Source organism: Bacillus cereus group sp. N14 (assembly GCF_016483555.1).
GTDB lineage: Bacteria > Bacillota > Bacilli > Bacillales > Bacillaceae_G > Bacillus_A > Bacillus_A wiedmannii.
The window spans coordinates 1-22,563 of record NZ_JAEHBQ010000024.1; the positions used below are offsets into that span (position 1 = coordinate 1).

Here is a 22,563-nt window from a genome sequence, read left to right on the forward strand (position 1 = left end):
TCGTCGGCAGCGTCAGATGTGTATAAGAGACAGCAATAGATGGTAATAAAAATGAAAATATTTCTTTCCCTTAGAAACATATAAACGTACGGTACTATCAAGAAAATAAGGCCAAAGAAATATTTGATACTTACCAAAATAACCAATAAGAATTTTGTTGCGCTAATTTTTCTGATAATTAAGAAAACACATTTTGTCCCTAAACAAAATTTATTAGCACGCAAAATTCAAATACACTAGAACACCCAAATAAATGAAATGTCCTTTTTTATTGAGCATTGAGGTATGAAAAAAGAATTCTTCCTACAAAATTCAGCTGAGTAGCATAAAAACATCTAAATTATTGCCTTTAGCGCCATCTATTGTTGACAATATATTTACCAACTATAAAAAAGAACCTATCGAAGGTTCTTTTTTGTTATAATCATTCAAATTTCAATTCTATCTTGATACTTAGATTTCCACACAAATTACCTCTACTTTTTTACTCTCAATTATTAATTTCCATTCCAAATTTGTTTAAATTTATGAATAAAATTCCATCATATAAAAATAATAAATACAACTAATCGTTATATATTAAAGAGGTGTCAATTTTGTCCTTAAATGAAGAGACCTTAGAAACTAAAACAGATAAAAACATTGAAAAAATCCAAACAAGTAACTTAGAAGAGCTTAAAAATACATTAGATAATATCTTTGATATTAGTGCAGATTTAATCGAACATCCTTTGCAATTAAAAACAAACACGAATATTTTACTATATTATTTTGAAGGCCTTACAGATGGTGTCGCTTTAAAAGGCAATGTTGTTACACCATTATTACAAAAAGTAAATGAGGACAGCCAAATATTTAATTCTAATATTATTGCTACTTATACCAAAATAGTTTATACATGGAATGAAATTAAAGAAGGATTACTTGAAGGTCAATGTGTTCTATTTATGGAAGGAGAAAAGCGGTCACTTCTAATAAATACAAAAGGCTGGGCAGAAAGAGCAATTCAAGAACCAATTTCAGAAGTTACTATTAAAGGCTCACATGATGGATTTATTGAGAATGCCACAAAAAATATAGGCTTAATTCGTCGATATCTTCCTTCTACAGAGTTAAAAATCAAAAAGCTGACGATTGGAGAACGAGCAACTTCATTAGTCTATTTAATTTACTTAGGTGATGTAGCAAACGCAGATGTTGTCCAAGAAATAGAAACTAGAATCTGTAAAATTAAAACGGATGCGGTATTGAGCATTGGAGAACTATCTAATTATACAAAAGATCAAAATTGGACTCCTTTTCCACAGGCTTATTTAAGCGAACGCCCAGATGCCATTTCAAATCATTTACTTGATGGGAAAGTAGCAGTGTTAATGGATAGATCCCCTGGTGCAATGATTGTTCCAATGAATTTAATTGGATTTTTTCAAACTCCAGATGATTATAATATTCATTGGCTCATTGCATCTTTTTTTCGCCTATTACGATTTGCAGGATTTATTATAGCTATTTTTTTACCGGCATTTTATATTGCTATAGTCTCTTTTCACTTTGAAATCATTCCTATAGATTTATACACTTCTATTGCAACGTCAAGAGTCAAAGTCCCTTTCTCTCCCTTATTGGAAGCTTTTATAATGGAAATCACACTAGAAATGCTACGTGAAGCTGGTATTCGCTTACCACAACCCATTGGACAAACTATAGGAATTGTTGGAGGGATTGTAATTGGACAGGCTGCTGTTCAAGCTGGTCTTGTGAGTAACGTTATGGTTATTATCGTATCTATTACAGCCATTGCATCATTTATTGTTTCTAATTATGATTTATCAAGTTCTATACGCCTTATTCGTTTTCCAATGATGTTATTGGCATACTTTTATGGGATTGTAGGTATTGTTAGTGGATTAATGCTCTTATTCGCTCATTTTGTTTCACTAACTTCCTATGGTTCACCATACGGATTGCCAATCGCGCCATTTCGGCTCAAAGAATTAAAAGATTCTTTTGTAAGATTTCCTATTTCTATGATTACCACCCGCTCGAGTACAGGACAGCCGAAACAAAAAAAGAAAAAAGAAGGTGGTCCGCATGGGGAATCTTAAATTTCAAAACCTAACTTTATTCGAATTTATTATTTTCATTCATTCACTGCAACTAGCATCAGGTATGTTAATTATGCCAAGTCCACTTGCTACTACAGCTGGCACAGATGGCTGGATTTCCATCATTCTTGGATGGATAGTTACTTCTATAATAGGCATATTTATTATATTAATGTTACAAAAAAATCCTAACAAAAATTTCTCACAAATCTTAAAAAGATACTTTGGTAAATGGATAGGGACAATTCTTTTTCTTTTATATGCCTTTTATCTATTTTTTGCTGGCTTTAATACTTTATTAAAGGCAACTGATATTGTAAAAGTGTGGATATTCCCTTCCACTCCTGCTTATCAAATCACCATATTATTACTATTACCTTTTATTATTTTAGCCCTGAGTGGGTTAAGGGCTCTTACTAGTTATTCTATGCTTGTTTTCTTCTTCACTACTTGGATGCCACTATTTCTTCTTTTTTCACTAAAGACTAACTACAACCCTTTACACCTACTACCTATTTTTAAAGATGGATTATACCCTATTGTAAAGGCAACAAAAGAAACCATTACTCCTTATGCTGGCTTAGAAATTGCATATTATATATACCCGTTCTTACAAAGAAAACAAAAAGCCATAAAAGGACTACTAATTGCGAATACTGGAACTATGTTTTTCTATCTATATGTGACTATTCTTTCTTATATATACTTTAGTCCGGAGGGGATAAAAGACGTAATCTGGCCAGTATTTCATCTGTTAAAAGGGGTTCGTTTTTCATTCATGGAACGATTAGAAATTATATATATCGCTTACTATTTAATTGTATTTTCCACTACGATATATCCGTATTTATTTTTCAGTTTTGAATCTGTGACCATTTCACTTCAAAAAAACACCCGCAATTGGGCGCTGCTTGCTTTTATGTTATTTATAGTTGGCATATTTATTTTCCTAAATCCCGATGTAGATCAATATTTGTTTATATATTCTCTTATGGATATCTTAAATGTCATTTTCTTTATTCTATTACCGATCTTATTTTTCGCTTACAGTATTCTTTTTACTTGGGTTACTAGGAGGAAACAACTTTGATTCGAAAATGGATATGGATTGTAATTTGTTGTGTATATATAATTGGTTGTAGTCAGAGAATTCCTCTTGAAAAGGTTTCATTAATCCTGTTAATTGGCCTGGATAGAAGCTCTAATGGAGACATAAAAGTTGGAACAAGTATACCACTCTTTCATCATAAACAGCCAAAAAGTACTATAGAACATTGGACACAAGCATCAACTGTATATACTGGATTCAGTAAGATAGATACGAAGTTAACTGGCTTTATGACAGCTTCCAAAGCTGAAATCATTTTAATTGGGAAAAAATTAGCGCAAGAAGCAAATTGGTTGCAGGAGCTTGATTCTTCTTACCGTGATCCTTACGCTACCATTAATGCTAAAGTAGTACTTGTAGATGGACCTGCAGAAGAAATCTTTAAAATTCACAAGCCTAGTAAACCATCACTTTCATCTTATATAAATGGTGTAATCGAATCCTCTATTCAAAATAACCAATCCGTCTCTTCTACAATTCAACAATTAATGAGAAAACAAAATGAAGAAGGAATGACGCAAACTGTTCCAATTATCAAAAAAACAATGAATGAAATCGACACAGTAGGAATTGCATTTTTAAATCGAAAAGGGAAATATTTAACTCATATCCCTAAAAAAGATGTTAAATTTTTCAATCTTATAAATAAGCCAAAAAGTAACGGCCGAATGATACTACACCTTGCGCTTCCCCCTAAAAAAGCAAACAAAAAAACAAACACTTCTATCTTCGTACAGAACGCGACAAGGAAGGTAGATGTTACTTTTCAAAACGGAAAGTTTGTATTTAATTTCAATATACATGCTAATATAGCTTTAATAGAAAAAACCAATACGAATTTAGTTAAGGGGCATTATGATAATAAAAAAAATATAAATAATTTAGAAAGCGCTATTCAAAAAGAAATTAATAGTAAATTACAAAACATGTTGCATGACATACAGCAGAATAAAATTGATCCAATCGGATTATCTTTATATGCTAGAGCTTTTCAATATAAAGAGTGGAAAAAACGAAAAGGAGATTGGCTGCAAGCGTTAGCAGAGGCTAAAATAAATGTAAAGACACACGTTAAAATAAAAGATACTGGGACCATTAGAAATTAGATTAGCCTATTCTTTTATTTGACAGCTTTTCTCAGTCGAGTGAGTTTTTTACAAGTTACATTAAAAAATATAGCTGTTGATGAAAACAAAAGTATATATAATAGAGAGTGTATTTTCATTTCACTTTTATATAAATAAAAGCTAAATAGCCGTTCATAATGAACGGCTATTTAGCATCTTACTAATAATTTGAATGTTCTTCATGTTAATCTATTTTGTTTAATCCCGTAGAAGTAACTTGATAGGTTCTTTTTTTACCTATATATTCTTGTTTATTATTCTCAAGGTTAATAAGTGTAGCGCGTGTCTTTTCCTTTACTGCTTCCCCTTCTATATGGGTAAACTCAATGTAATCTCCCACTTTTACGGGCACAGCTTGGCTTTCAGCAGTTTGTTGTCTATTTCCCACTATTTCCTTATTGTACACAACACTACCGGATGAATTCTGTACTTTAATACTTGCATACGTATTATTAAAGTAAGAATGTGGTACACCTGCTTCTAAATTCACCTGCATTTTCTCTGTTACCCAATTATAATCTACTTTTGCGATTTCTCTATCACTATATCCCTTTAAAGACCAGCCAAATTGATTCCCGTCTAAAACCGTTGTTTCTGGCATTTTTTCTACTTTCTTCAGACCTTCTTTTGTAACTTCGTACATTGCTTTTTTTCCAAAGCTTTCTTGCTTACTGTTATCTACATTTGTTAAAGTAGCTCTATGCACACCTTCTAGATGTGTTAACTCAATATAATCTCCTACTTTAACTGGAACTTTTTGCGATTCAGCATTTTGTTGTTTGTTTCCATAAATGTCTTTCTTGTATACTACTTTGCCTGATGCATTTTGTACTTTAATACTCGCATATGTTTCATTAAAATAGTGATGTGGTACGCCTGCTTTTAAGTCCATTTGCATTTCTTCTGTCGACTTATTGAAATTGATTTTAGCAAACTCAAAATCACTTATTCCTTTTAGTGACCATGCAAATTGATTCCCATCTAAAATTGTTGATTCTGGCATTTTTTCTATTTTTTTCAGGCCTTCTTTTGTAACTTCGTACATTGCTTTTTTTCCAAAGCTTTCTTGTTTACTATTATCTATATTTGTTAAAGTAGCTCTATGCACACCTTCTAGATGTGTTAACTCAATATAATCCCCTACTTTAACTGGAACTTTTTGCGATTCAGCATTTTGTTGTTTGTTTCCATAAATGTCTTTCTTGTATACTACTTTGCCTGATGCATTTTGTACTTTAATACTCGCATATGTTTCATTAAAATAGTGATGCGGTACGCCTGCTTTTAAGTCCACTTGCATTTCTTCTGCCGACTTATTGAAATTGATTTTAGCAAACTCGAAATCACTAATTCCTTTCATTGACCATGCAAACTGTCTTCCTTCTAAAATATTATTTGCATTAGGCACATTTGGTTTAATCGGATTAGAATCAGTACCCTTCCAAATCTCTGCTGTTAAAATTGGATATCCTAATGCAGCCACTTTTTGAATGGTATCATTATTTGGACGTAATCCCCACTTCTCAAAGAAAGGCATCAAATTTTGTTTGGCTACTTTTGATGCTGAGATCATAAATAATTGTTTTTTATTTTCATCTGTTTGTGGAAGTTCATCAGAAGGCATATCTCTATACAATTGATGCAGTTTAGGATAGAAGTCTTCTCCATATGCTAATTGTAGTTGCCAAAGCATAACAAGCTTAACAAAAGCATCACTAATTTCATCATAATTTTTATTAGATTGTTCTAAGTATTGAAATGCCTTAGTATAAGCACCCTCTTGTTGCAATCTAAAAGGTTGATTAGATGTAAATGCTTTTTCTACAGAAAGGCTGTAAATATTATTTTGTACTTCTGTCATATTATAAAACTTCCAAGGTGATTGCTGTCTCAAATGCCCTGCCTCATGCCATGGACCCCAACCATCTTTTATAAATTTATTAATATCTAACACGTATTGGATTGCGTCTCCCACATATGCGGTTCGATAAGAAGTTGCATACATATAATAATCAGGAGAATGATTTTCTTCTACGTAATGAATATAATGTTTATCTGCTTGTTCTTCAGATAATCCAGCTACTTTGTCTTGAATTCGAGTAGCTTCATCCATCTTTTTTAAGAGTTGTACAGGATCTGTATTAGAACCTAACAAATATTTCTTAACACGTGCCGGGCTGGCCGTAATTAATACACGTTCTCCTTTTAACTCCACTGCATGTGCATTTGGATATTGGTCCAGCATGTTTATTAAATCTTGTTTCGTATGTTTGCCTAGTTCAAAGAAAGGAGTAGTCGCTCCACCCGTTGTGACTGTTGTTCGAATAGTGCCACCTTGTTGTTTATTATAAAAATAAATCATCCCCCCATTTGGAGATTGGATTGTGTTTATACCAGGTTTTAATGTAAATGATTTTATTTTAGAATCTTCTCTCCAAGAAGCATCATACGAATACGTTCCAATGTATGCTTGAATATTTTGATTTCCTTCTACATTAATCGTTATTTGTTCATTTGGCTTTGCATATAAACCAGTGGGTTCATATGGACTAAATGCCATACTTTTTCTTTCCTGTTGTTTCAGTAGCTCAACATCCCCTTTTCCCGGGACTGTATATATTCTGTTTTCTGATTTAACTGACTTTCCCTCTTGCAGTGATGTTGATAATTTTTTTTGCTGCTTTGTTTCCTCTGCAAAGACATCTGATGAAGAAATCATTCCAGTCGCAAGCATAGTTACTGTAGCAGTAGCTGCAAGTATTTTTATAGTTTTATATTTTGAATTATTCCCCATATTATCTCCCTCATTTTTCCTTAGTGCATGTAAGGATTATTATTTTATTTATTATTTTTTTACACCAAAAATTATTTACGCTATTTATGTTGTATCTAATACTCTATTTTTTCTCATAATAGTCTCCTTTTCTTTATTTCTAATTGTTTATAAATGTTATTTGATGACACATAAAATAACAACTTTACGATAAACTCATCAATAACAACCTATTATGTTTTGATTTAGTATTCTTAACTTCCATCTAATTGTATAAAAGTATTCAATTAGGAAAATAAGAATATAAAGCTCACTAATCATAGATTAGGTTTTACGGAAAAATTCATAAAAATCATTCACCTTAAAAATTCAAACTTGCATAACTACTTTCTACATATAGGATGGAATTATAAAAATATTTCAATAAAACAAAAGACAGAGGCCTGATTATACCTCCGTCTTTTCAATTTATAAAGAACAAAAAATCATTTTATAACTGTATAAATGCCCTTGCAACAAATACCGTATTCCGCTATTTTTTTGAAGAAACAGGATCCATTTTTAATGTTTTTATCCCTTCTTTTAATGTAAACGCATCCGCTCTCAATGTTTTCCAACTATCTTTCGCTGCATTCAAATTAGGTTTTAGGAATTTGAATTTATTTTGATCCGCTTTTTGGGATGCTTTATCAATATGACTAAGCACTCCCGAATATTGAGAATCTAAATCATGCCATTGTGCAGACATATAGGTAAGTGCATTAATAGCCGATCCAATCGCATTGTGCATTTCATTAATATTATTATACGCAACACCAACTACACGATTTAATGTTACTTTATAATCTATAGTCTGACGTAATTGTGCTAACAACGGCTCTAACGTACCTAAATTATTTCTTGCTACCCCTATCATTACACCACCAGCAATCCACGTAGGAATTGAGGGAATTGATACAGTTATTATTCCATCTGATTCTACTTGTTTAAAATGTCTAACTTGCTCTAAAACTTCATTTAGGCGCTTTTCATCTTCATCAATTCCAGATGCTTGGTTTTTCAGAATCGAATGCAAAATATCTTTATGACCTCCAAATGCCCGGACATCTTCTCCAATACTATCTCTTAACTTAGCTAGTTCTTGTATTAAATTCTGTGTATATGCTTGATTTTGTTTAATCTCACCTTGTAAATCTGTAATGCCTTCTTTTAATGTGTCTGCATCCCCTTCATTAATCGCTTCTACTAATGTGTCATAATAATTGTCGAATTTAGTATCATACTCTACAATCCCCGTCAGTGTATCTAAAAGTTGTTTTTTTATGTGTGAATCCCATTTCGTAGCATGCTCTCTTGCATTCTTTTGATCTTGTAGAATTTGACTAGGTAGATTTGTATATCCTTTAATGTCAATTCCTTCAAAGTTAACATCTGGGTTTTTAATTAATAAATAAGAGTAATCATTCATAGATTTTGCAAATACCCCAGCATCTTGCAAAGCTTTTTTCATCTTTTCGCTGTTTACAGAAAGAGATATATCTTCGGTACTAGTTTGTTCCATTTTACTTTCACTTGCGAAGGCTGCCACTGGAGAAACTACAGTAGTTGTTGTCACAGTTAAAAACGTCGATACAGCAAGTAGTTTATAAGGAAAGTTTTTATTCATTTTAATTCCTCCTATACATATATATTGATTTTTAATTTGTTTTTTCTTGTTTAAAAGCAATGTCTTTTGAAATGAATTCTGCATCCTTATGAACATCATTCCAACTTTGTTTAGCAGCCTTTAAATCGTCAGGTATTAACGAAAGTTTATGTTCTTGCATTTGATCGATATTATCATATAAATCTTTATAATTTGCTCCCATCGTATTCCATTGTTGCTGAATATTCGTTAGAGACATAATTGCTTGATCCACTGTTTGATACAAATATGTCAACGTGTCTTTTGTATTAGTAAGTGAAATAACTGCTTGGTTAGCAAGATCGGCTTTCATACTTAATTCTCCGATTTTATTAGAAATTTCATTATAAGAGTTCATATGATTAGATGCCGTAACACCAGCTGCTGTTCCTAAACCAATACCAGCTGCCCCTAGAGCTGTTAGACCACCAACAACAGCTGGTGTCGCTGTGCCACCGGTCACAACAATTACTACCGCTCCTGCAATCGTTCCAATAACTAAAATAGCTGCTCCTAATCCACCACCAATTGACCAGGCTAATACATTATCAAAATGTGCTTTCTGCGTAGAACGTAAATTCTCAATTTCGGCCTGAAGTTGTGGGACTAGTGCTTGTTTTCCCGCTAATATAGCCGTTAATCCCCCTTGTCCATCTGGACTTCCAACATTATTTTTAAAATCTACAGTATTTGTATACAACTTTGTTTTGAAAGCTTCTAACATCTTAATAACTTCCGTAACTTCATTTGAATTTGTATGAATTGTACCGATTAAATCCCCTATTCCTTCTTTGAGGCCCGCCTTATCTTTCTTTTTTACAGTATCTACTAGTGTGTCGTAATAATTTTGAAATTGTTCATCATAATTTACAATATTACGTGCTGTCTTTTGAATGTTTGGCTTCGCTGTATCTAGCCAGTAATTTGCATTGATTCGTGACAGTTCCTGATTCAGGTGAATGTTTTTGATTAATTCTCCCCCTCCTGAACCTAAATCAACGTTGGATAAATTTACATTCGGTTGCTTAATCATTGTTTTTGCGTACAAATCCATTACAAGAATATGAGAGCCTGTTTCAGCCAACACTTTCTTTAACCCTTCAGGTCCTAACGCATAATTTTCTATTTTCTGTTCTTGTGCTGTCTGTTCTTGTGCAAGTGCGTGAATAGTACTACCATTCGTAGCAGTTATAACCGTTGCTAAAGCGGCCAAAGTTATGACCTTAAATGGAAATTTCATTTTTTAATTCTCCTCCTTATTTCCAGTTGCGTTATAATTTTTTTATTAAACCTTATTTCTTAATATTAAAATTTATTAACTTGTTCTTCGAGTTGATTTGTTACATTTTTTAGTCGTCTTAATGTATCTTTTTGAGACTGAGTGTTATTCGTATCAACTTCAGTCGATAATTTTGTAATACTCTTATTTATTAGATTCAAATCCTCTTTATAACGTTTCATTAGCTCAATTTCTCCATCTACTTGATTAGCAAATGTATGCAAATCATTTTGCATGAAAAGAATCATTGATTTTTGTAAATCTGCTACTGTTAATTTAGTTGTTAAGTCATATAATGTCTGATTTTGTTTCTCTAAATCATTTAAATATGCTTTTTGCTCTGCTGTTAGTTTATTAATTTCGGCAAAGGTACTATATGTTTTTTTAATTTTTTCAGGATCAATCACTTTCATAAGATCATACTCTTTCGTTTTGGTAACCGCAGCTGCAGCAATTTCACCTTTTTTACTTTTCTCTATCGCTTCACGCGCTTCTTTTTTGGCAGCTTCAATTTCTATAACTGATTTTCCCTTTTCTGTTGCTTCTTGCTCTGCTTTCTTCTCTGCTTCTACAATAGCATTGTTTATTTCTTTTCCTTTGTTATACGCCACTACTGCGGTTTGAGCAGCCGGTTCAATGATATCTTTTGATAGACTATAAATTTCTTGGAATACCTTTAGCCCTTGTTCATTTAAAGCTCCTGGTAATAATGCTATTTGCTCTAAATCATTTTGAATTGATTTTTTTGTATTTAGCATTTCATTTTTTAATTTGTCTATTTTTCCTGTTCCCTCTGAACTAAGTACACTTTGTGCTTTTACCACATCTGTATCAAGATTTTTCAGTTTCTTATCTACCTGTAGTTTAAGATCTGTTAACTCATTAATCTGACGTTGCACGTTTTCTTGGTTTGTTATAGTCATATCTTGAAGAACTTCCAGTCTATCTAAAAACCCTTCTTTATTTTCCTTATTATCTACAAATCCTTTTAATGTTGGATAATAGCTATTAAATTTGGTTGCAAATCCTTTACTTTTTGAATTTAGTAGAATTAATTTTGGATATAGTTCTGAGGACCACTCTTTCATATCTTGTTTAATTAGAAATTGAGTTGTATTTAAAGATGGAACTTCTTCAAGTTGCACATTCGGACTTGCTAAGGCTCCATCTATAAAGGTTTGTGTTAATTTGGAGTGTGCACCTATTTTTCGTAATGCTGAGGAAATATCTATATTTTCTTGTTTCGTTTCTGCCTGAACGGTTGGCGTTGCGAGAGTATTGATAGGAATAGTCGCTCCAGTAACGATTGATGTTATTAAAAATCCTGTCATAATTTTATTCTTCATTCCGTACACCTCTTCACTATTGTTTTTTACAGTTTTAATCGTAAATGTTGTACAACCTAACGTTAGGATTTCATCACACACACTTGAGGATAGAAATTTTTTCAAAAAAGTAATTCCATCTCGTTTTTTATTTATTTTTGATAAAATATAAGGACCTTACTTCCCCTTCATTTTAAACACTATGTTTTTCATAAGTAAACCTGAAAATCACATTGATTAAATTTGATTTTTCAGATATTTATTATTCGAATTTAAAAATATTATATTTAAAAAAGTTAAATACAAATTTCATTTCATAAAGTGAAATAATTATACTATGATAATTAAACATAAAAATTCTTTGATTCCCTTAAATCTATATGAATCCCCTTACCTAAAAATGATTTTAATATAATTTAATAGTGATTAGCACATATGTGTCTTTTATATGGATATGTAAAATTACATATCCATATAGGAGTATCTAGCTTAACTACTCCAAAATATTATTATCGTATACATAATAATCATATTGCTACGAACACCACAGGAGAAAATTTCCCTCATGCACTTTAGGGAATAAATCGTCCATGAAATAATAATTTTCGCTTATATACTTACTATTCATTATAGGAATACAAAAAAGCGATTCTTTTCACATGAAAAGAATCGCTTTCTAGGTTCATATTTTCAATTACATTACATAAAGAATTGAGAAATTATCATTTAAGAGCCTTAACTATAACTTCAGTTGCCTCTGCAATGAGTTGATTATCATAAGTAGCTTCTTTCTCATCTTTACTAGATAAAATTGCGATAATAATGGGTGCTCTATTTGGCGGGCAAACGATAGCAATATCATTTCGTGTCCCATAACTTCCAGCACCTGATTTATCTCCAACTATCCAGTCAGTTGGTACGCCTGCACGAATAAGTTTGTCTCCTGTAGCATTTCCTTTCATCCATTCTGTAAGAATGTTACGTTTATGAGCTGGAAGCGCATTTCCGACCGTGAAAGCTTTCAGATTAGTAGCAATTGCTTTCGCTGTACTAGTGTCACGAATATCTCCTGGAATAGCCTCGTTTAACTCTGTTTCAAAGCGATCAGCCATAGTAATCCGATCACCCATCTGTCTAAGCGCTTTTTCATATCCTTTAGGTCCACCTATTTTATTAAATAAAATGTTCCCTGCAGTATTATCACTGTAACGAACAGCAGCCTCAGCAATTTCTCCTAGTGTCATTCCAGTATCTACATGTTTCTCGGTAACAGGTGAATAATCCACTAAGTCTTCTTTCGTGTAAGTAATAACTTCATTTAATTTCTCAGTTGAGTTTTGCTGTAGTAATACCCCTGCCGCTAACGCTTTGTAGGTTGATGCGAAGGCAAATCTTTCGTTAGGTCGATAAGAGATTGTTTGATTTGTACCAGTATCAATCGCATATACACCTAATCGAGCATCAAATTTTTTCTCAAGTTGAGAGAACTCTTTATGCGTCGCCTGATGTTTATGCTTCACTTGTCCTGTCTTTTCTTTCGCCTCAACTTGCAGTGCCCCTCCTGTAAAAGTTTCTAGGCTCGTAAGACTTAAACCTAATATACCAACGCATATTCCTATTTTTAGCATCCTCTTGTTTTTCAAAATCATCATTCCTTTCAAGTTCTTAATACTTTTTTACTTACACATAATAGACAATCACTGAAACAAGTTTGTTCCATAAACTAAAAAAACTTTATAACTAATATCGGTATTATTAACAAAATAAAAGATAGCAACTATGATAGCTGCTATCTCTTATCTCAAATCTTCTTTTAACTTTTAAAGACTTATATATAAACAGGGTCTCTTCCCCTGAGACAAGTACTCACATTTTACTAATTTTGATTAGAACTATCTATACTAGCAGCTTCACCATGTATACGTTGCTGTTTTAAATCAAAGTATACATCTAAAACTTCCTTTCCAATTATAGAATTAATTCCACTTTTATCATCATGAAGCCATGGGACTACAATAGAAAATGCCACTTCTGGATTATCATATGGAGCATATCCAACTAATGTTAAGTTGTAACATTCCATACGTTCTCCTTTTGCATTTCTACCAATTGGATCATCTCCACCATATACAGTTTCGGCTGTCCCTGTCTTTCCTGCTGGTTTATATGAAGCATTTTTGAAATACTTCACGCCAGTTCCATCACCTTCTTGGAATACCCATCTAAACCCTTCTTTTATCCGATCAATATGTTCTGTCTTCATATCAATTCGATTTAATACGACAGGCTCTATGGAGCGTATAACTTTGCCAACCTCTTCTTTTATTGATTGTTCTCGTATTTCTTGTACAATTTGAGGTTGCATTCTATAACCGCCATTCGCAATCGTTGAAATATATTGTGCCAATTGCAATGGCGTATACGTATCATACTGACCGATAGAAAAATCTAGTAAAAAACCAGGTTGACTATCTACTGTTCTCGTTTGTCCAGTTATTTCATTCGGTAAATCAATACCTGTTGGGACACCTAAACCAAATTGTTTAAAATAATAGCGCATCGTATCAAATGCTCCTTGTTTTATATCCAATGAACCATTTGGTACGTAATTAACTCCCGCAATTTTTAAAGCTGTCTGGAACATGTATACATTCGAAGATACTTGTAGCGCTCGTAAATCATTAATATTACCAAATCCGGATACATTCCACGATTTCTTAGCTTGTGTACCTTTAAATTTCATAGGTGCATCATAAAATTGATCTCCTGGCTGTATTGCCCCTGTCTCATATCCAGTTAATAAAGTTGCACCTTTTACAGCTGACCCTAGCTCGTAGGAAGTTGTCATGTTACCTAATGCCAAATCCTCAATCTCTAATTTCCCTTCTTTTTCTACAATCTTTTTGCCTGCCATAGATAAAATCTGTCCGTTATTTGGATTCGTCATGACGACAAAAGCTCGGTCCAACAGTGGCTCTGAACTCTTAAACGCTCTCAAATTTTTCTCTATACTTTCTTCCACTTTCTTTTGTAATTCCATATCAATCGTTAATGTTAAACTATTACCACTTTTTCCTTTAGAGATTATCTCTGTGTTTATAATGTTTCCTGATTTATCAGTAATGTTTTTCATTTCTTCTTTTGTACCGTGTAACACATCTTCATATCGTTGTTCAATATAACTTTTTCCTACACGATCATTACGGTTATATCCACGTACCAAATAAGAATCTAAGTTTTCTTTCGGTAACCCTTCTTCACTACTCGTAATATTACCTAACACAGAACGAAATAAATTACCATTTACATAATTACGTTCCCAATCAACTGTTGCATCTACTCCTGGAAACTCAGCAAGGTTTTCACTTATTCGCGCATACTCTAGATCTGTTACATCTTTTTTTATAATTTGTGGTGTTAGTTGATAACCAGAACTCATTTTACTTTTAATAGCTAATACCTTTAAATCTTGTGCTGTTAATTCTGCCAATTCTACTTCTGTAACACGACTTCGTCTTAAGTCTTCTATTTTTTTATCTAACTCTTTTCCCTCTATTCCCTTATCTTTTAACTTTTCTATATCTTTTTTAGTAATCATTGTCTCCGCACGTTTCGTATTCAACTGCATCCAAAAATCTTTTTTATCGATTTCAGTTAACTTATTTATATCTTGTTCGGGCATTTCAAGTACTTTCGCTAAGTCTTTTGCTGTTTTTAAAATATCTTCACTCGTAATTCCTTTCACCCTTGTATACGTAATTGTGCGAAGAGATTTATTATTAACGACTGCTTTCCCTTCTCGATCTAGTATTTGTCCACGTGGAACTGGAATGCTAGTTGTTGCGTTTTGACTGCTTTCTACTTGATTCTTATAAGCCTCTCCCTCTACGATTTGCACTTTTCCTAGCTGCATAATAATAGCTGAAAATAATAAAAATATGCAAAGGAACATTATATTTAATCGTACAGATATATACGTCTTGTTCTTTCCTTTTTGTTTTTCCATAAATCCTCCATTTAATTCCTTATATGTTACATACCGATGACCGATCATAAATATCGTTTCGACTTTTTTGCTAAATCCTTGTTAGCACCCATCCCTTTTCGTTTAGCTACGTAATTCATAACTCTCCTTTCCTGTTTTCTCTCTATTTTTTTATTGCTAGCATTAGAAATGCTAAACTATATACTGGCCCATATAAAACTTACACATAGATTTGCTACAAACTTTTCATACTGATTATTCCTTTCTTCATACTGTAATACTTAATAGACAACCTAAATAATAAAGTTGTTCCACATTTACAAAAAAAATAATTAACTATAAGATGAAATAAGCTAAAAAGGGAGGGTTTTATGTTACATACAAAAACAAAAAGATGGAGATTTATAGCGATTCTTTCTATTGTAGGTTTGATATTAATAATTTTGTTAAAAAGCCATTTCTTTTCAATTACAATCGAAACTTCTTCGGCCAAAAGAGGACAAATACTTGATCGAAATGGTGTAATACTAGCTACAAATAAGAAAGTTAAGTCTTTATATTGCACTTTTAATGATGAGAAGCTATCGAAACAAGATACAGCAAACACATTAGCTTTTTTCAATCAATTTTCAAGCGAGTTTCAACATGACATTTCTACAGAGGACATAAAATCTCAATTACAACAATCTTGTAAAAAGCAGACTATGAATGATATACCGTTATACTCTGACATAACTGAGAATGAACTTGCATTCATAAACAAAAACAAACCCAATAATGTAATAATCAAAGATGAAGTGATTCGATATTATCCTAAACGTGAAATTGGTTCACAGGTAATTGGATATGTAGAAAATGCCGTTAATGTACCCGTTGGAAAAAGCGGGATTGAGCTGCAATATGAAAATGATTTAATAGGAAAACCGGGTAAAACTCTTATTTTTAAAATGAATAATAAAAAGTTCTTATGGAACATTCAAAAAGTACAAAAAGGAAAAGATATCCGGCTAGCTTTAGACTCTAAGTTGCAGCAAAAAACAGAGGAAGCATTAAGATCTCAAATCAAGAAAATAACTGATGTTAATGCTGGTTATGTTGTGGTAACCGATGTGAAAACTGGCGCAATTTTAACTATGGCCAACTCAGCAGTGTTTGATCCAAATACATTATATGAACAAGTATCATCTAAAAAAGAAAACATTAAATCACTTTCGCAAAATAAAGCAATTCAAAAATTAAAGTATGGTGAATCTTATGTAAATATGGCCTCAACTATAAAGCCACTTACTATTTTAATTGGATTAAACGAAAAGCTTTTTCAACCTGAAGATACTTATTTAGATAAAGGTACTTTTCAATATGATAATCAAAATAACATTACGAATGCACCTGGAACGCCAACAGGTGAGATTACACCGAGGCAGGCTATCATTAATTCATCTAACACATTTATGACAGCAAAAGTAGCTCTACCCTTATTCAACCAAAATAATGGGAATATAGAAAAAGTTGCACATATATGGACAGAGTATTTAAAGCAATTCGGCCTTCGTTCTAAAACTGGGATTGATTTACCTTTTGAAGAAGACGGACAATATGAATTTCATCCAACAAACAAGTTTGAAAATGGTATCTCCGCCTTATTAAATGCCTCTTGGGGAGGAAATGAAGTACACACTCCTCTTCAACTTGCTCAATATGCAGCAACTTTAGCAAGTAAAGGTGATAAATATAAACCTCAAATCGTAAGTGCTATTATTGATCAAAATGGTAAGGAAACAAAAAAGTTTAAACCAATTTTAGAAAGTTCAAATCGTTACCCTGTGAAATTTTGGAGTGTCGTGCAAGGTGGGATGAGCCAAAATATAGAGGAAATTAAAAACTTACCCTTCCATGTCGCAGGTAAAACAGGCATAACAGGTGCTCCGAATGAGCAAGAAAGAATGATAAACCATTCTCTTTTCATTGCATATGCTCCTACCGAAGATCCACAAATTGCCATTTCTGTCGTTATTCCTGGTAGTAATTCAGAAAAAAACATCGCTGCTCTCGTTACATCGGAAATTTTAGAGTCTTGGCATACACTTCAAAAAAAAGATAATAACAAAGAGGAAGGTTCATTAAAGTGAACCTTCCTCTTTTACCATATAGAATCTATATTTATTATTTTCCAATCACCATTATCATTCTTTTCGAACATAAATGAATACTTAATATCAGTTAAAACATACTCTTTTTGTACATATCCAGTATTACCGTTAATTGTCGATATTTTTATATATCCATCATTTTGCACTTTTTCTGGAATCCAAGCTTTTACCATTTCATTAGATACTTCATATAAAACTTGTGATTCTCGTTTTGGTTCAGCTAAAATTTTCGTTTTATTTCCAGTAACCGTTGCATATATAAAATGCGCTTGCTTTGGTTGGTTACTTTCTGTCAATCCACTTGGTACTTTGTATACTTTTTTTGTATCATTTGCAAATTCTCCCCCCATTGTAAGAGCGACTTGCAACTCATGAAAAATATCTTCATCAAACTTCAATTCATCCTTCTTATAACTCTTCCCTTTAAATAGAACTTCATCATTTAACGCTCTATACAAGTCATTTTCATTTTTTGAATTGGTATTTTGATATAATTCATTCATAAATTGTTTTAATGTTGGATCTTGAGCAGACTCATCTTTAGTTTTAGGCTTAATTTGTGTACTACTTTGGACCGGTGATTTATTATCATCAAGCCATGGTTGTTGAACGATAACAAATAACATTGTACAAACCAAAACAACTACTATAGGCAATGCTCTTTTACGAAACGGTCTTTTATGTTTTACAAGATCCGCTTCATTATTTTCATATATAGACTGCTTTATTTTAAAAATAAACTCTTCTTCATCTTTACGATTCTCCATTGGGCCTTTTTTTAATTGTTTATACCAGTCAGGATTTTGTTTATTGTTCATCACTACTACCCTCCCCTATTAATTTTGAAACCTTACTTCTCGCACGGCTTAATCTAGATTTTACAGTTCCAATGGATACTCCTAGTGTTTCGGCCATTTCTTCATAAGATAATTCATATTTCGCGTCTAAAATTATTATTTCACGGTGTTTTTTAGGTAGTTTTAATACAACATCCCACACTTCATTCATTTCCTCTTGATTAAAAAATTCTTTTTCTGCCGATGGAGATTGCTTATCATCACTAAAAAAACCTACTAATGATATCCTTTTAAAATAGGAGGATTTCAAATAGTTTATTGCTGTATTTCTTGTAATTTTTAATATCCACGTTTTAATAGATGACTCCTTTCGAAATGAATTCCAATTTTTAAATACCTTTATAAATACATCTTGCGTGATATCATCTGATAAGTGTGGATCTTTCGTAATAATAAATGAATAATTCCATACATCTTGCCAATAGTCTTTTATAACATAGTCAAGCTCATCATGAATACACTTTTCAATAAACGTCTCTTCCATTTCCACACCTCGAACTTATTTGAATAAAGATAAAACTGCCCTCGCTTTTATTATGGTTTCAATATATAGACAAGATACAAGTTTCATTTGTTCCGTTCTTTATCTTTTTTTAATAAAAAAATCCTCCTAAAAATGTAAAGCGGTGCAATTACTTTCATAACATAATCATCTATACATTCTTTTACATGACAGGCTCCTAACAACAAGTAAAGCATACAATGTTAAAAATACACTCAAAAAAAATCTGATTATTATTTGTGCATTTCACGCAAAACTCCACTTGTATCACCCTTTTTCTTAGAGCATACTTATTTGTGTGCTCTATTTATGTTTTACTAAATAACTGTTTTGTTACAGTTTAAAATTCCCCTCCCTTGTCCCTTTCAATTTGTTTTACTCTTCTATTTACTATTAGCAATACCAACCTTTCAAAAATGAAAACAAAGATTGGTTATCATCTTTATTCAGCCACAACAAAAAAGCATTCTCGATTAAGGAGAATGCTTTTTCGAAACTTAATTGTTCTTTGTATTGCTCACTTTATACCTTCGTGTTAAACAAACAATGAATGTAGTAAAAGATTTCACCTTATAGTTACTTATTATTTCTGAAAAACATGTTTTACTTTTTCGCCTGGAACGTTACTCCCCCCTCTTCCTTTTACATCTTCGATCATCATGGTAACAATCATGTCGGGCTTATGTGCATCAAAAGCTGCAAACCATCCAAGTTCTCTTCCGTCTGCTTCTTTCGACTCCTTCAGTTCTGCTGTACCGGTTTTACCAGCAAGAGTTATACCATCAACCTTAGCAATTCTCCCCGCGCCATCAGGGTCATTAATGACTTTTATTAATGCGCTCTTTAATATCTCTTGATTCTTTTTAGAAACCACATTTTCTTTCCAATTCCCCTCTACTTTTGCTTCTTTTAAAAGATGAGGCGATGGAATATTCCCTTCATTCACAATCGGTGCATATGTTAATGCTAAATGAAGTGGTGTCATTAATACTTGTCCTTGTCCATATCCCGTGTCTGCTAGTTGAATATCATTTTTTATCCCATCTCTTGCAATGATTGAAATAGGAAATTCGTATTCGATTGGTAATTTTTCATGAAATCCGTATTTCTTAAATTCATTTACATACTGATCTTTTCCCATTTTCAAAGCTTGTTGAGCAAAATAAATATTATCAGAGTATTTCATTGCCTTATCAAAATCAATTGGACTAGCTTCCTTCACACGTGTTACATAATAATTTCCCCAAGATGAATCTTTTGTCCACTTTAATCCTTGAATTTTAAATTCTTCCTTAGGGTTTATAGTGTTTGTTTCCAAACCAATTGCACCAGTAATCGTTTTAAATACGGAACCTGGTACAAATGCTTGTGTGAAACGATTCATCATTGGTAGTTTCGAGTCGTTATTCCATGCTTCTCGTTGGGCTTTTGATGCTCCTCTAACTATTGTATTTGGATTATAAGCAGGGCTACTTACAAGTGCAATAGTTTCACCCGTTTTAGGATTGACCGCTGCACTAGATCCTGCTTCATTTTTCATCTCATTAAAGATTTTTTCTTGAATTGCAGCATCAATTGTTAACGTAACATTTTCCCCTGCTTTCGCTTCTTTTTTTGCTACGTTTTTAATCTCTTTCCCACTCTCATCTTCTATAAATACGCGTCCACCTTTTTCGCCACGCAATTTATTCTCTAATACTTTCTCTAAACCTGTCTTACCTATTAAATCATCAGCTTGATAACCTTTTTTTTGAAGCGATTTTAACTCCTCTGCATTCACCTTTCCTATATATCCAGTTAAGTGTGCCGCTGCTTCTCCTAATGAATACGTACGAATATTTACTGGGCGAGATGATACTCCTTCTAATTCAATATAATCATTCTGTCTAGTTCCCTCTTTTAAAATCCCAATTGGTACAAAGGAGTCTGGTTTTATCCATTTCGCTGAAAGCTTCTGATCGACCTCTTCTATAGACATATCCAGTAACTGTGCTACTATTTCTTTTGTTTGCGCTGCCGTTTCGCCTAGTTTCTCTGGAATAATTCCAACCTCAGTCGCTTTACCATTCGTTGCTAGACCCTTCCCATTTCGATCATATATTTCTCCGCGTTTTCCTTGTTCTATTTGCATACGTACTTTGTAATCTTTTTTCATACCTGGAAAAATGAAATCTGGTGTCCAATCTATTTTCCAAGATTCTTTTTCTTTCACAAGTTTTGCTTCATGGATAAATGAAGCTGTTCCTCCATCCGTATCCATCTTAACTTCAAAGAGAAAAAGTTCTTTATCTTTAGCATTCTCTCCTTTCGTTTTAATTTTTAAATCCTTAGCTCCAATACCCTCATAGATTTTTTGATATTTCTCGGTGAATTCCTTTTTAGAAATCGTTTTTTGGGCACGTTCTGATAAATGATCATACATATTTGCGAATTTTTTATCATTCCATAAATTTATATATTCTTCAAATGCTTGTTTTGGCGGTTCGTTTTTATTACATCCTACCAACATAACTGCAAAACAAAAGAAAACCAACATCCATAATTTTTTCAATTCAATCTTCTCCCTTAGTTAAAAATATTTATTCCTTTCTTGATATATTAAATAAAAAATGTTGTAACGCTTAATAGACAGTGTAAGTAATGAGATTGTTCCATATTTACAAAAGAAATTAATTTATGGTTCAGATGCATTCGAAGGGGAAGATTTTAAAATTCTTACAAATAAAAAAGCGGATCTATTTAGCAATCGGTGTCATTATTAGTGCTGTTTTAACAATTTTATTTAAAATACCTTTTAGTTTGAGTTCTCCGCTCTTATCTTTTTTGTAGATATTTGAAACAAAAAAGACCCCTTATACTAAGGGGCCTACAACAGAAAACAAATAAGTATAAACAGAAAGTATAATTTATAGGCGCTTATATCCTTCTATTTCGCATCAAAACCCCTGCACTGTATGCGACAGGGGGCTTGTTCATTCTAAAGCTTATTTAAAAGAGTCATGTACAGGCAAACTACTAAAAATCAATTCAGCAACTTTTACATATCCTTTTGAGTTTGGATGAATTAAATCCTTAGACCAAAGCGTATTGTCATTAACTAAATGATGATTCCAAAAATCAACATGATGAAGCTTATACTCTCTGCTCAGTGAATGTATAACTTCATTTGCCTCTAATAATTGTTCTTTTATTACTTGTTTTTTTTCAGAAGCAAAAGGAAGCCTAACTGTAAAATCGGGAAGGTTTGCTATAATAATATCAGCATCTGTTTTACTTAATGTATCTATCATAAATTCCATTTCGTTCTTATATGCTTGATGATCCCAACGTCCTTTTAATACATCGTTTGCACCTGCAATTAGACTAACCAAATCTGGATTAAACGTTAATGCCTTTTCCAATTGCTGTGAGCGAATTTCTTTAGTTACTAACCCACGCTTTGCAAAATTAACATATTCTATATCGTTTACACAGAGTTGAACAAAATGATCTACCCAGCTTTTTAATGCTATTCCCTCAACTTCATCCCCTATCCCCTCTGTAAAACTATCACCAATCGATACAAATCGCTTCCACATATGTAGTCCCCCTTTATTATTATCCATATCTATACTATACAATAGCTTACAACGTATTTGTTATTTCTAAGTGTTTTTCGATTTCAATTA

The 22,563-nt window shown here is 32.5% G+C and carries 14 protein-coding genes; 4 read left to right on the top strand and 10 right to left on the bottom strand.

What is annotated here, in order from left to right:
* The first annotated feature begins 596 nt into the window (after nt 1-596).
* The 3 genes from JDS82_RS24510 to JDS82_RS24520 are packed head-to-tail and all read left to right on the top strand — an operon-like array spanning nt 597 to nt 4,319.
* On the top strand, nt 597-2,105 hold the full coding sequence (locus JDS82_RS24510; protein ID WP_199714098.1) for a spore germination protein: 1,509 nt from the start codon (nt 597-599) through the stop codon (nt 2,103-2,105).
* Entirely contained in the window at nt 2,092-3,195 is a 1,104-nt protein-coding gene (locus tag JDS82_RS24515; protein ID WP_199714099.1) for a GerAB/ArcD/ProY family transporter, read from the top strand. Before JDS82_RS24510 ends, JDS82_RS24515 begins: the two co-directional genes overlap by 14 nt.
* Nucleotides 3,192-4,319: a Ger(x)C family spore germination protein gene (locus JDS82_RS24520; RefSeq protein WP_199714100.1), complete on the top strand. Its 1,128-nt coding sequence runs from the start codon at nt 3,192-3,194 to the stop codon at nt 4,317-4,319. Before JDS82_RS24515 ends, JDS82_RS24520 begins: the two co-directional genes overlap by 4 nt.
* Before the next feature lie 205 nt (nt 4,320-4,524).
* On the opposite strand, the gene JDS82_RS24525 is transcribed toward JDS82_RS24520, so the two are convergent.
* The 6 genes from JDS82_RS24525 to JDS82_RS24550 form a co-directional block, all read right to left on the bottom strand.
* Nucleotides 4,525-7,134 carry a putative mucin/carbohydrate-binding domain-containing protein gene (locus JDS82_RS24525; protein ID WP_199714101.1) on the bottom strand — a complete coding sequence of 870 codons (2,610 nt, stop codon included), beginning with the start codon at nt 7,132-7,134 and terminating at the stop codon, nt 4,525-4,527.
* Nucleotides 7,135-7,645: 511 nt separating this feature from the next.
* Complete coding sequence (gene hblA / locus JDS82_RS24530) at nt 7,646-8,779, bottom strand: hemolysin BL binding component B (protein WP_098123804.1); 1,134 nt, start codon at nt 8,777-8,779, stop codon at nt 7,646-7,648.
* Between the two features lie 31 nt (nt 8,780-8,810).
* Nucleotides 8,811-10,037 carry a hemolysin BL lytic component L1 gene (gene hblD, locus JDS82_RS24535; RefSeq protein WP_199714102.1) on the bottom strand — a complete coding sequence of 409 codons (1,227 nt, stop codon included), beginning with the start codon at nt 10,035-10,037 and terminating at the stop codon, nt 8,811-8,813.
* Between the two features lie 65 nt (nt 10,038-10,102).
* Entirely contained in the window at nt 10,103-11,422 is a 1,320-nt protein-coding gene (hblC, locus tag JDS82_RS24540) for a hemolysin BL lytic component L2 (protein ID WP_179866396.1), read from the bottom strand.
* Nucleotides 11,423-12,123: 701 nt separating this feature from the next.
* The gene (gene bla, locus JDS82_RS24545; RefSeq protein ID WP_472926245.1) at nt 12,124-13,071 is read right to left on the bottom strand and encodes a class A beta-lactamase Bla1; all 948 of its coding nucleotides are present in this window, start codon (nt 13,069-13,071) and stop codon (nt 12,124-12,126) included.
* Between the two features lie 206 nt (nt 13,072-13,277).
* Complete coding sequence (locus JDS82_RS24550) at nt 13,278-15,407, bottom strand: peptidoglycan D,D-transpeptidase FtsI family protein (protein ID WP_199714104.1); 2,130 nt, start codon at nt 15,405-15,407, stop codon at nt 13,278-13,280.
* A 350-nt stretch (nt 15,408-15,757) separates the two neighbouring features.
* On the opposite strand from JDS82_RS24550, the gene JDS82_RS24555 reads away from it, so the two are divergent.
* Nucleotides 15,758-17,515: a peptidoglycan D,D-transpeptidase FtsI family protein gene (locus tag JDS82_RS24555; protein ID WP_199714105.1), complete on the top strand. Its 1,758-nt coding sequence runs from the start codon at nt 15,758-15,760 to the stop codon at nt 17,513-17,515.
* 11 nt (nt 17,516-17,526) lie between these two features.
* On the opposite strand, the gene JDS82_RS24560 is transcribed toward JDS82_RS24555, so the two are convergent.
* From JDS82_RS24560 to JDS82_RS24575, 4 genes are all read right to left on the bottom strand, one after another.
* The gene (locus JDS82_RS24560) at nt 17,527-18,354 is read right to left on the bottom strand and encodes an SH3 domain-containing protein (RefSeq protein WP_199714106.1); all 828 of its coding nucleotides are present in this window, start codon (nt 18,352-18,354) and stop codon (nt 17,527-17,529) included.
* Nucleotides 18,344-18,877 carry an RNA polymerase sigma factor gene (locus JDS82_RS24565; protein ID WP_000393076.1) on the bottom strand — a complete coding sequence of 178 codons (534 nt, stop codon included), beginning with the start codon at nt 18,875-18,877 and terminating at the stop codon, nt 18,344-18,346. Before JDS82_RS24565 ends, JDS82_RS24560 begins: the two co-directional genes overlap by 11 nt.
* A 601-nt stretch (nt 18,878-19,478) precedes the next feature.
* Nucleotides 19,479-21,446, bottom strand: a complete 1,968-nt coding sequence (locus JDS82_RS24570) for a penicillin-binding transpeptidase domain-containing protein (protein ID WP_199714107.1) — start codon at nt 21,444-21,446, stop codon at nt 19,479-19,481.
* Nucleotides 21,447-21,879: 433 nt separating this feature from the next.
* Nucleotides 21,880-22,473 (bottom strand): SGNH/GDSL hydrolase family protein, encoded by a 594-nt coding sequence (locus JDS82_RS24575; RefSeq protein WP_116349086.1) that lies wholly within the window; start codon nt 22,471-22,473, stop codon nt 21,880-21,882.
* Nucleotides 22,474-22,563: the final 90 nt, after the last annotated feature.

What these genes read in the sequence shown, in the direction of transcription:
- JDS82_RS24575 (WP_116349086.1), bottom strand. Translation starts at nt 22,473, where the DNA reads ATGTGGAAGCGATTTGTATCGATTGGTGATAGTTTTACAGAGGGGATA.
- hblC (WP_179866396.1), bottom strand. Translation starts at nt 11,422, where the DNA reads ATGAAGAATAAAATTATGACAGGATTTTTAATAACATCAATCGTTACT.
- JDS82_RS24560 (WP_199714106.1), bottom strand. Translation starts at nt 18,354, where the DNA reads ATGAACAATAAACAAAATCCTGACTGGTATAAACAATTAAAAAAAGGC.
- JDS82_RS24550 (WP_199714104.1), bottom strand. Translation starts at nt 15,407, where the DNA reads ATGGAAAAACAAAAAGGAAAGAACAAGACGTATATATCTGTACGATTA.
- hblA (WP_098123804.1), bottom strand. Translation starts at nt 8,779, where the DNA reads ATGAATAAAAACTTTCCTTATAAACTACTTGCTGTATCGACGTTTTTA.
- JDS82_RS24525 (WP_199714101.1), bottom strand. Translation starts at nt 7,134, where the DNA reads ATGGGGAATAATTCAAAATATAAAACTATAAAAATACTTGCAGCTACT.
- JDS82_RS24555 (WP_199714105.1), top strand. Translation starts at nt 15,758, where the DNA reads ATGTTACATACAAAAACAAAAAGATGGAGATTTATAGCGATTCTTTCT.
- JDS82_RS24515 (WP_199714099.1), top strand. Translation starts at nt 2,092, where the DNA reads ATGGGGAATCTTAAATTTCAAAACCTAACTTTATTCGAATTTATTATT.
- hblD (WP_199714102.1), bottom strand. Translation starts at nt 10,037, where the DNA reads ATGAAATTTCCATTTAAGGTCATAACTTTGGCCGCTTTAGCAACGGTT.
- JDS82_RS24565 (WP_000393076.1), bottom strand. Translation starts at nt 18,877, where the DNA reads ATGGAAGAGACGTTTATTGAAAAGTGTATTCATGATGAGCTTGACTAT.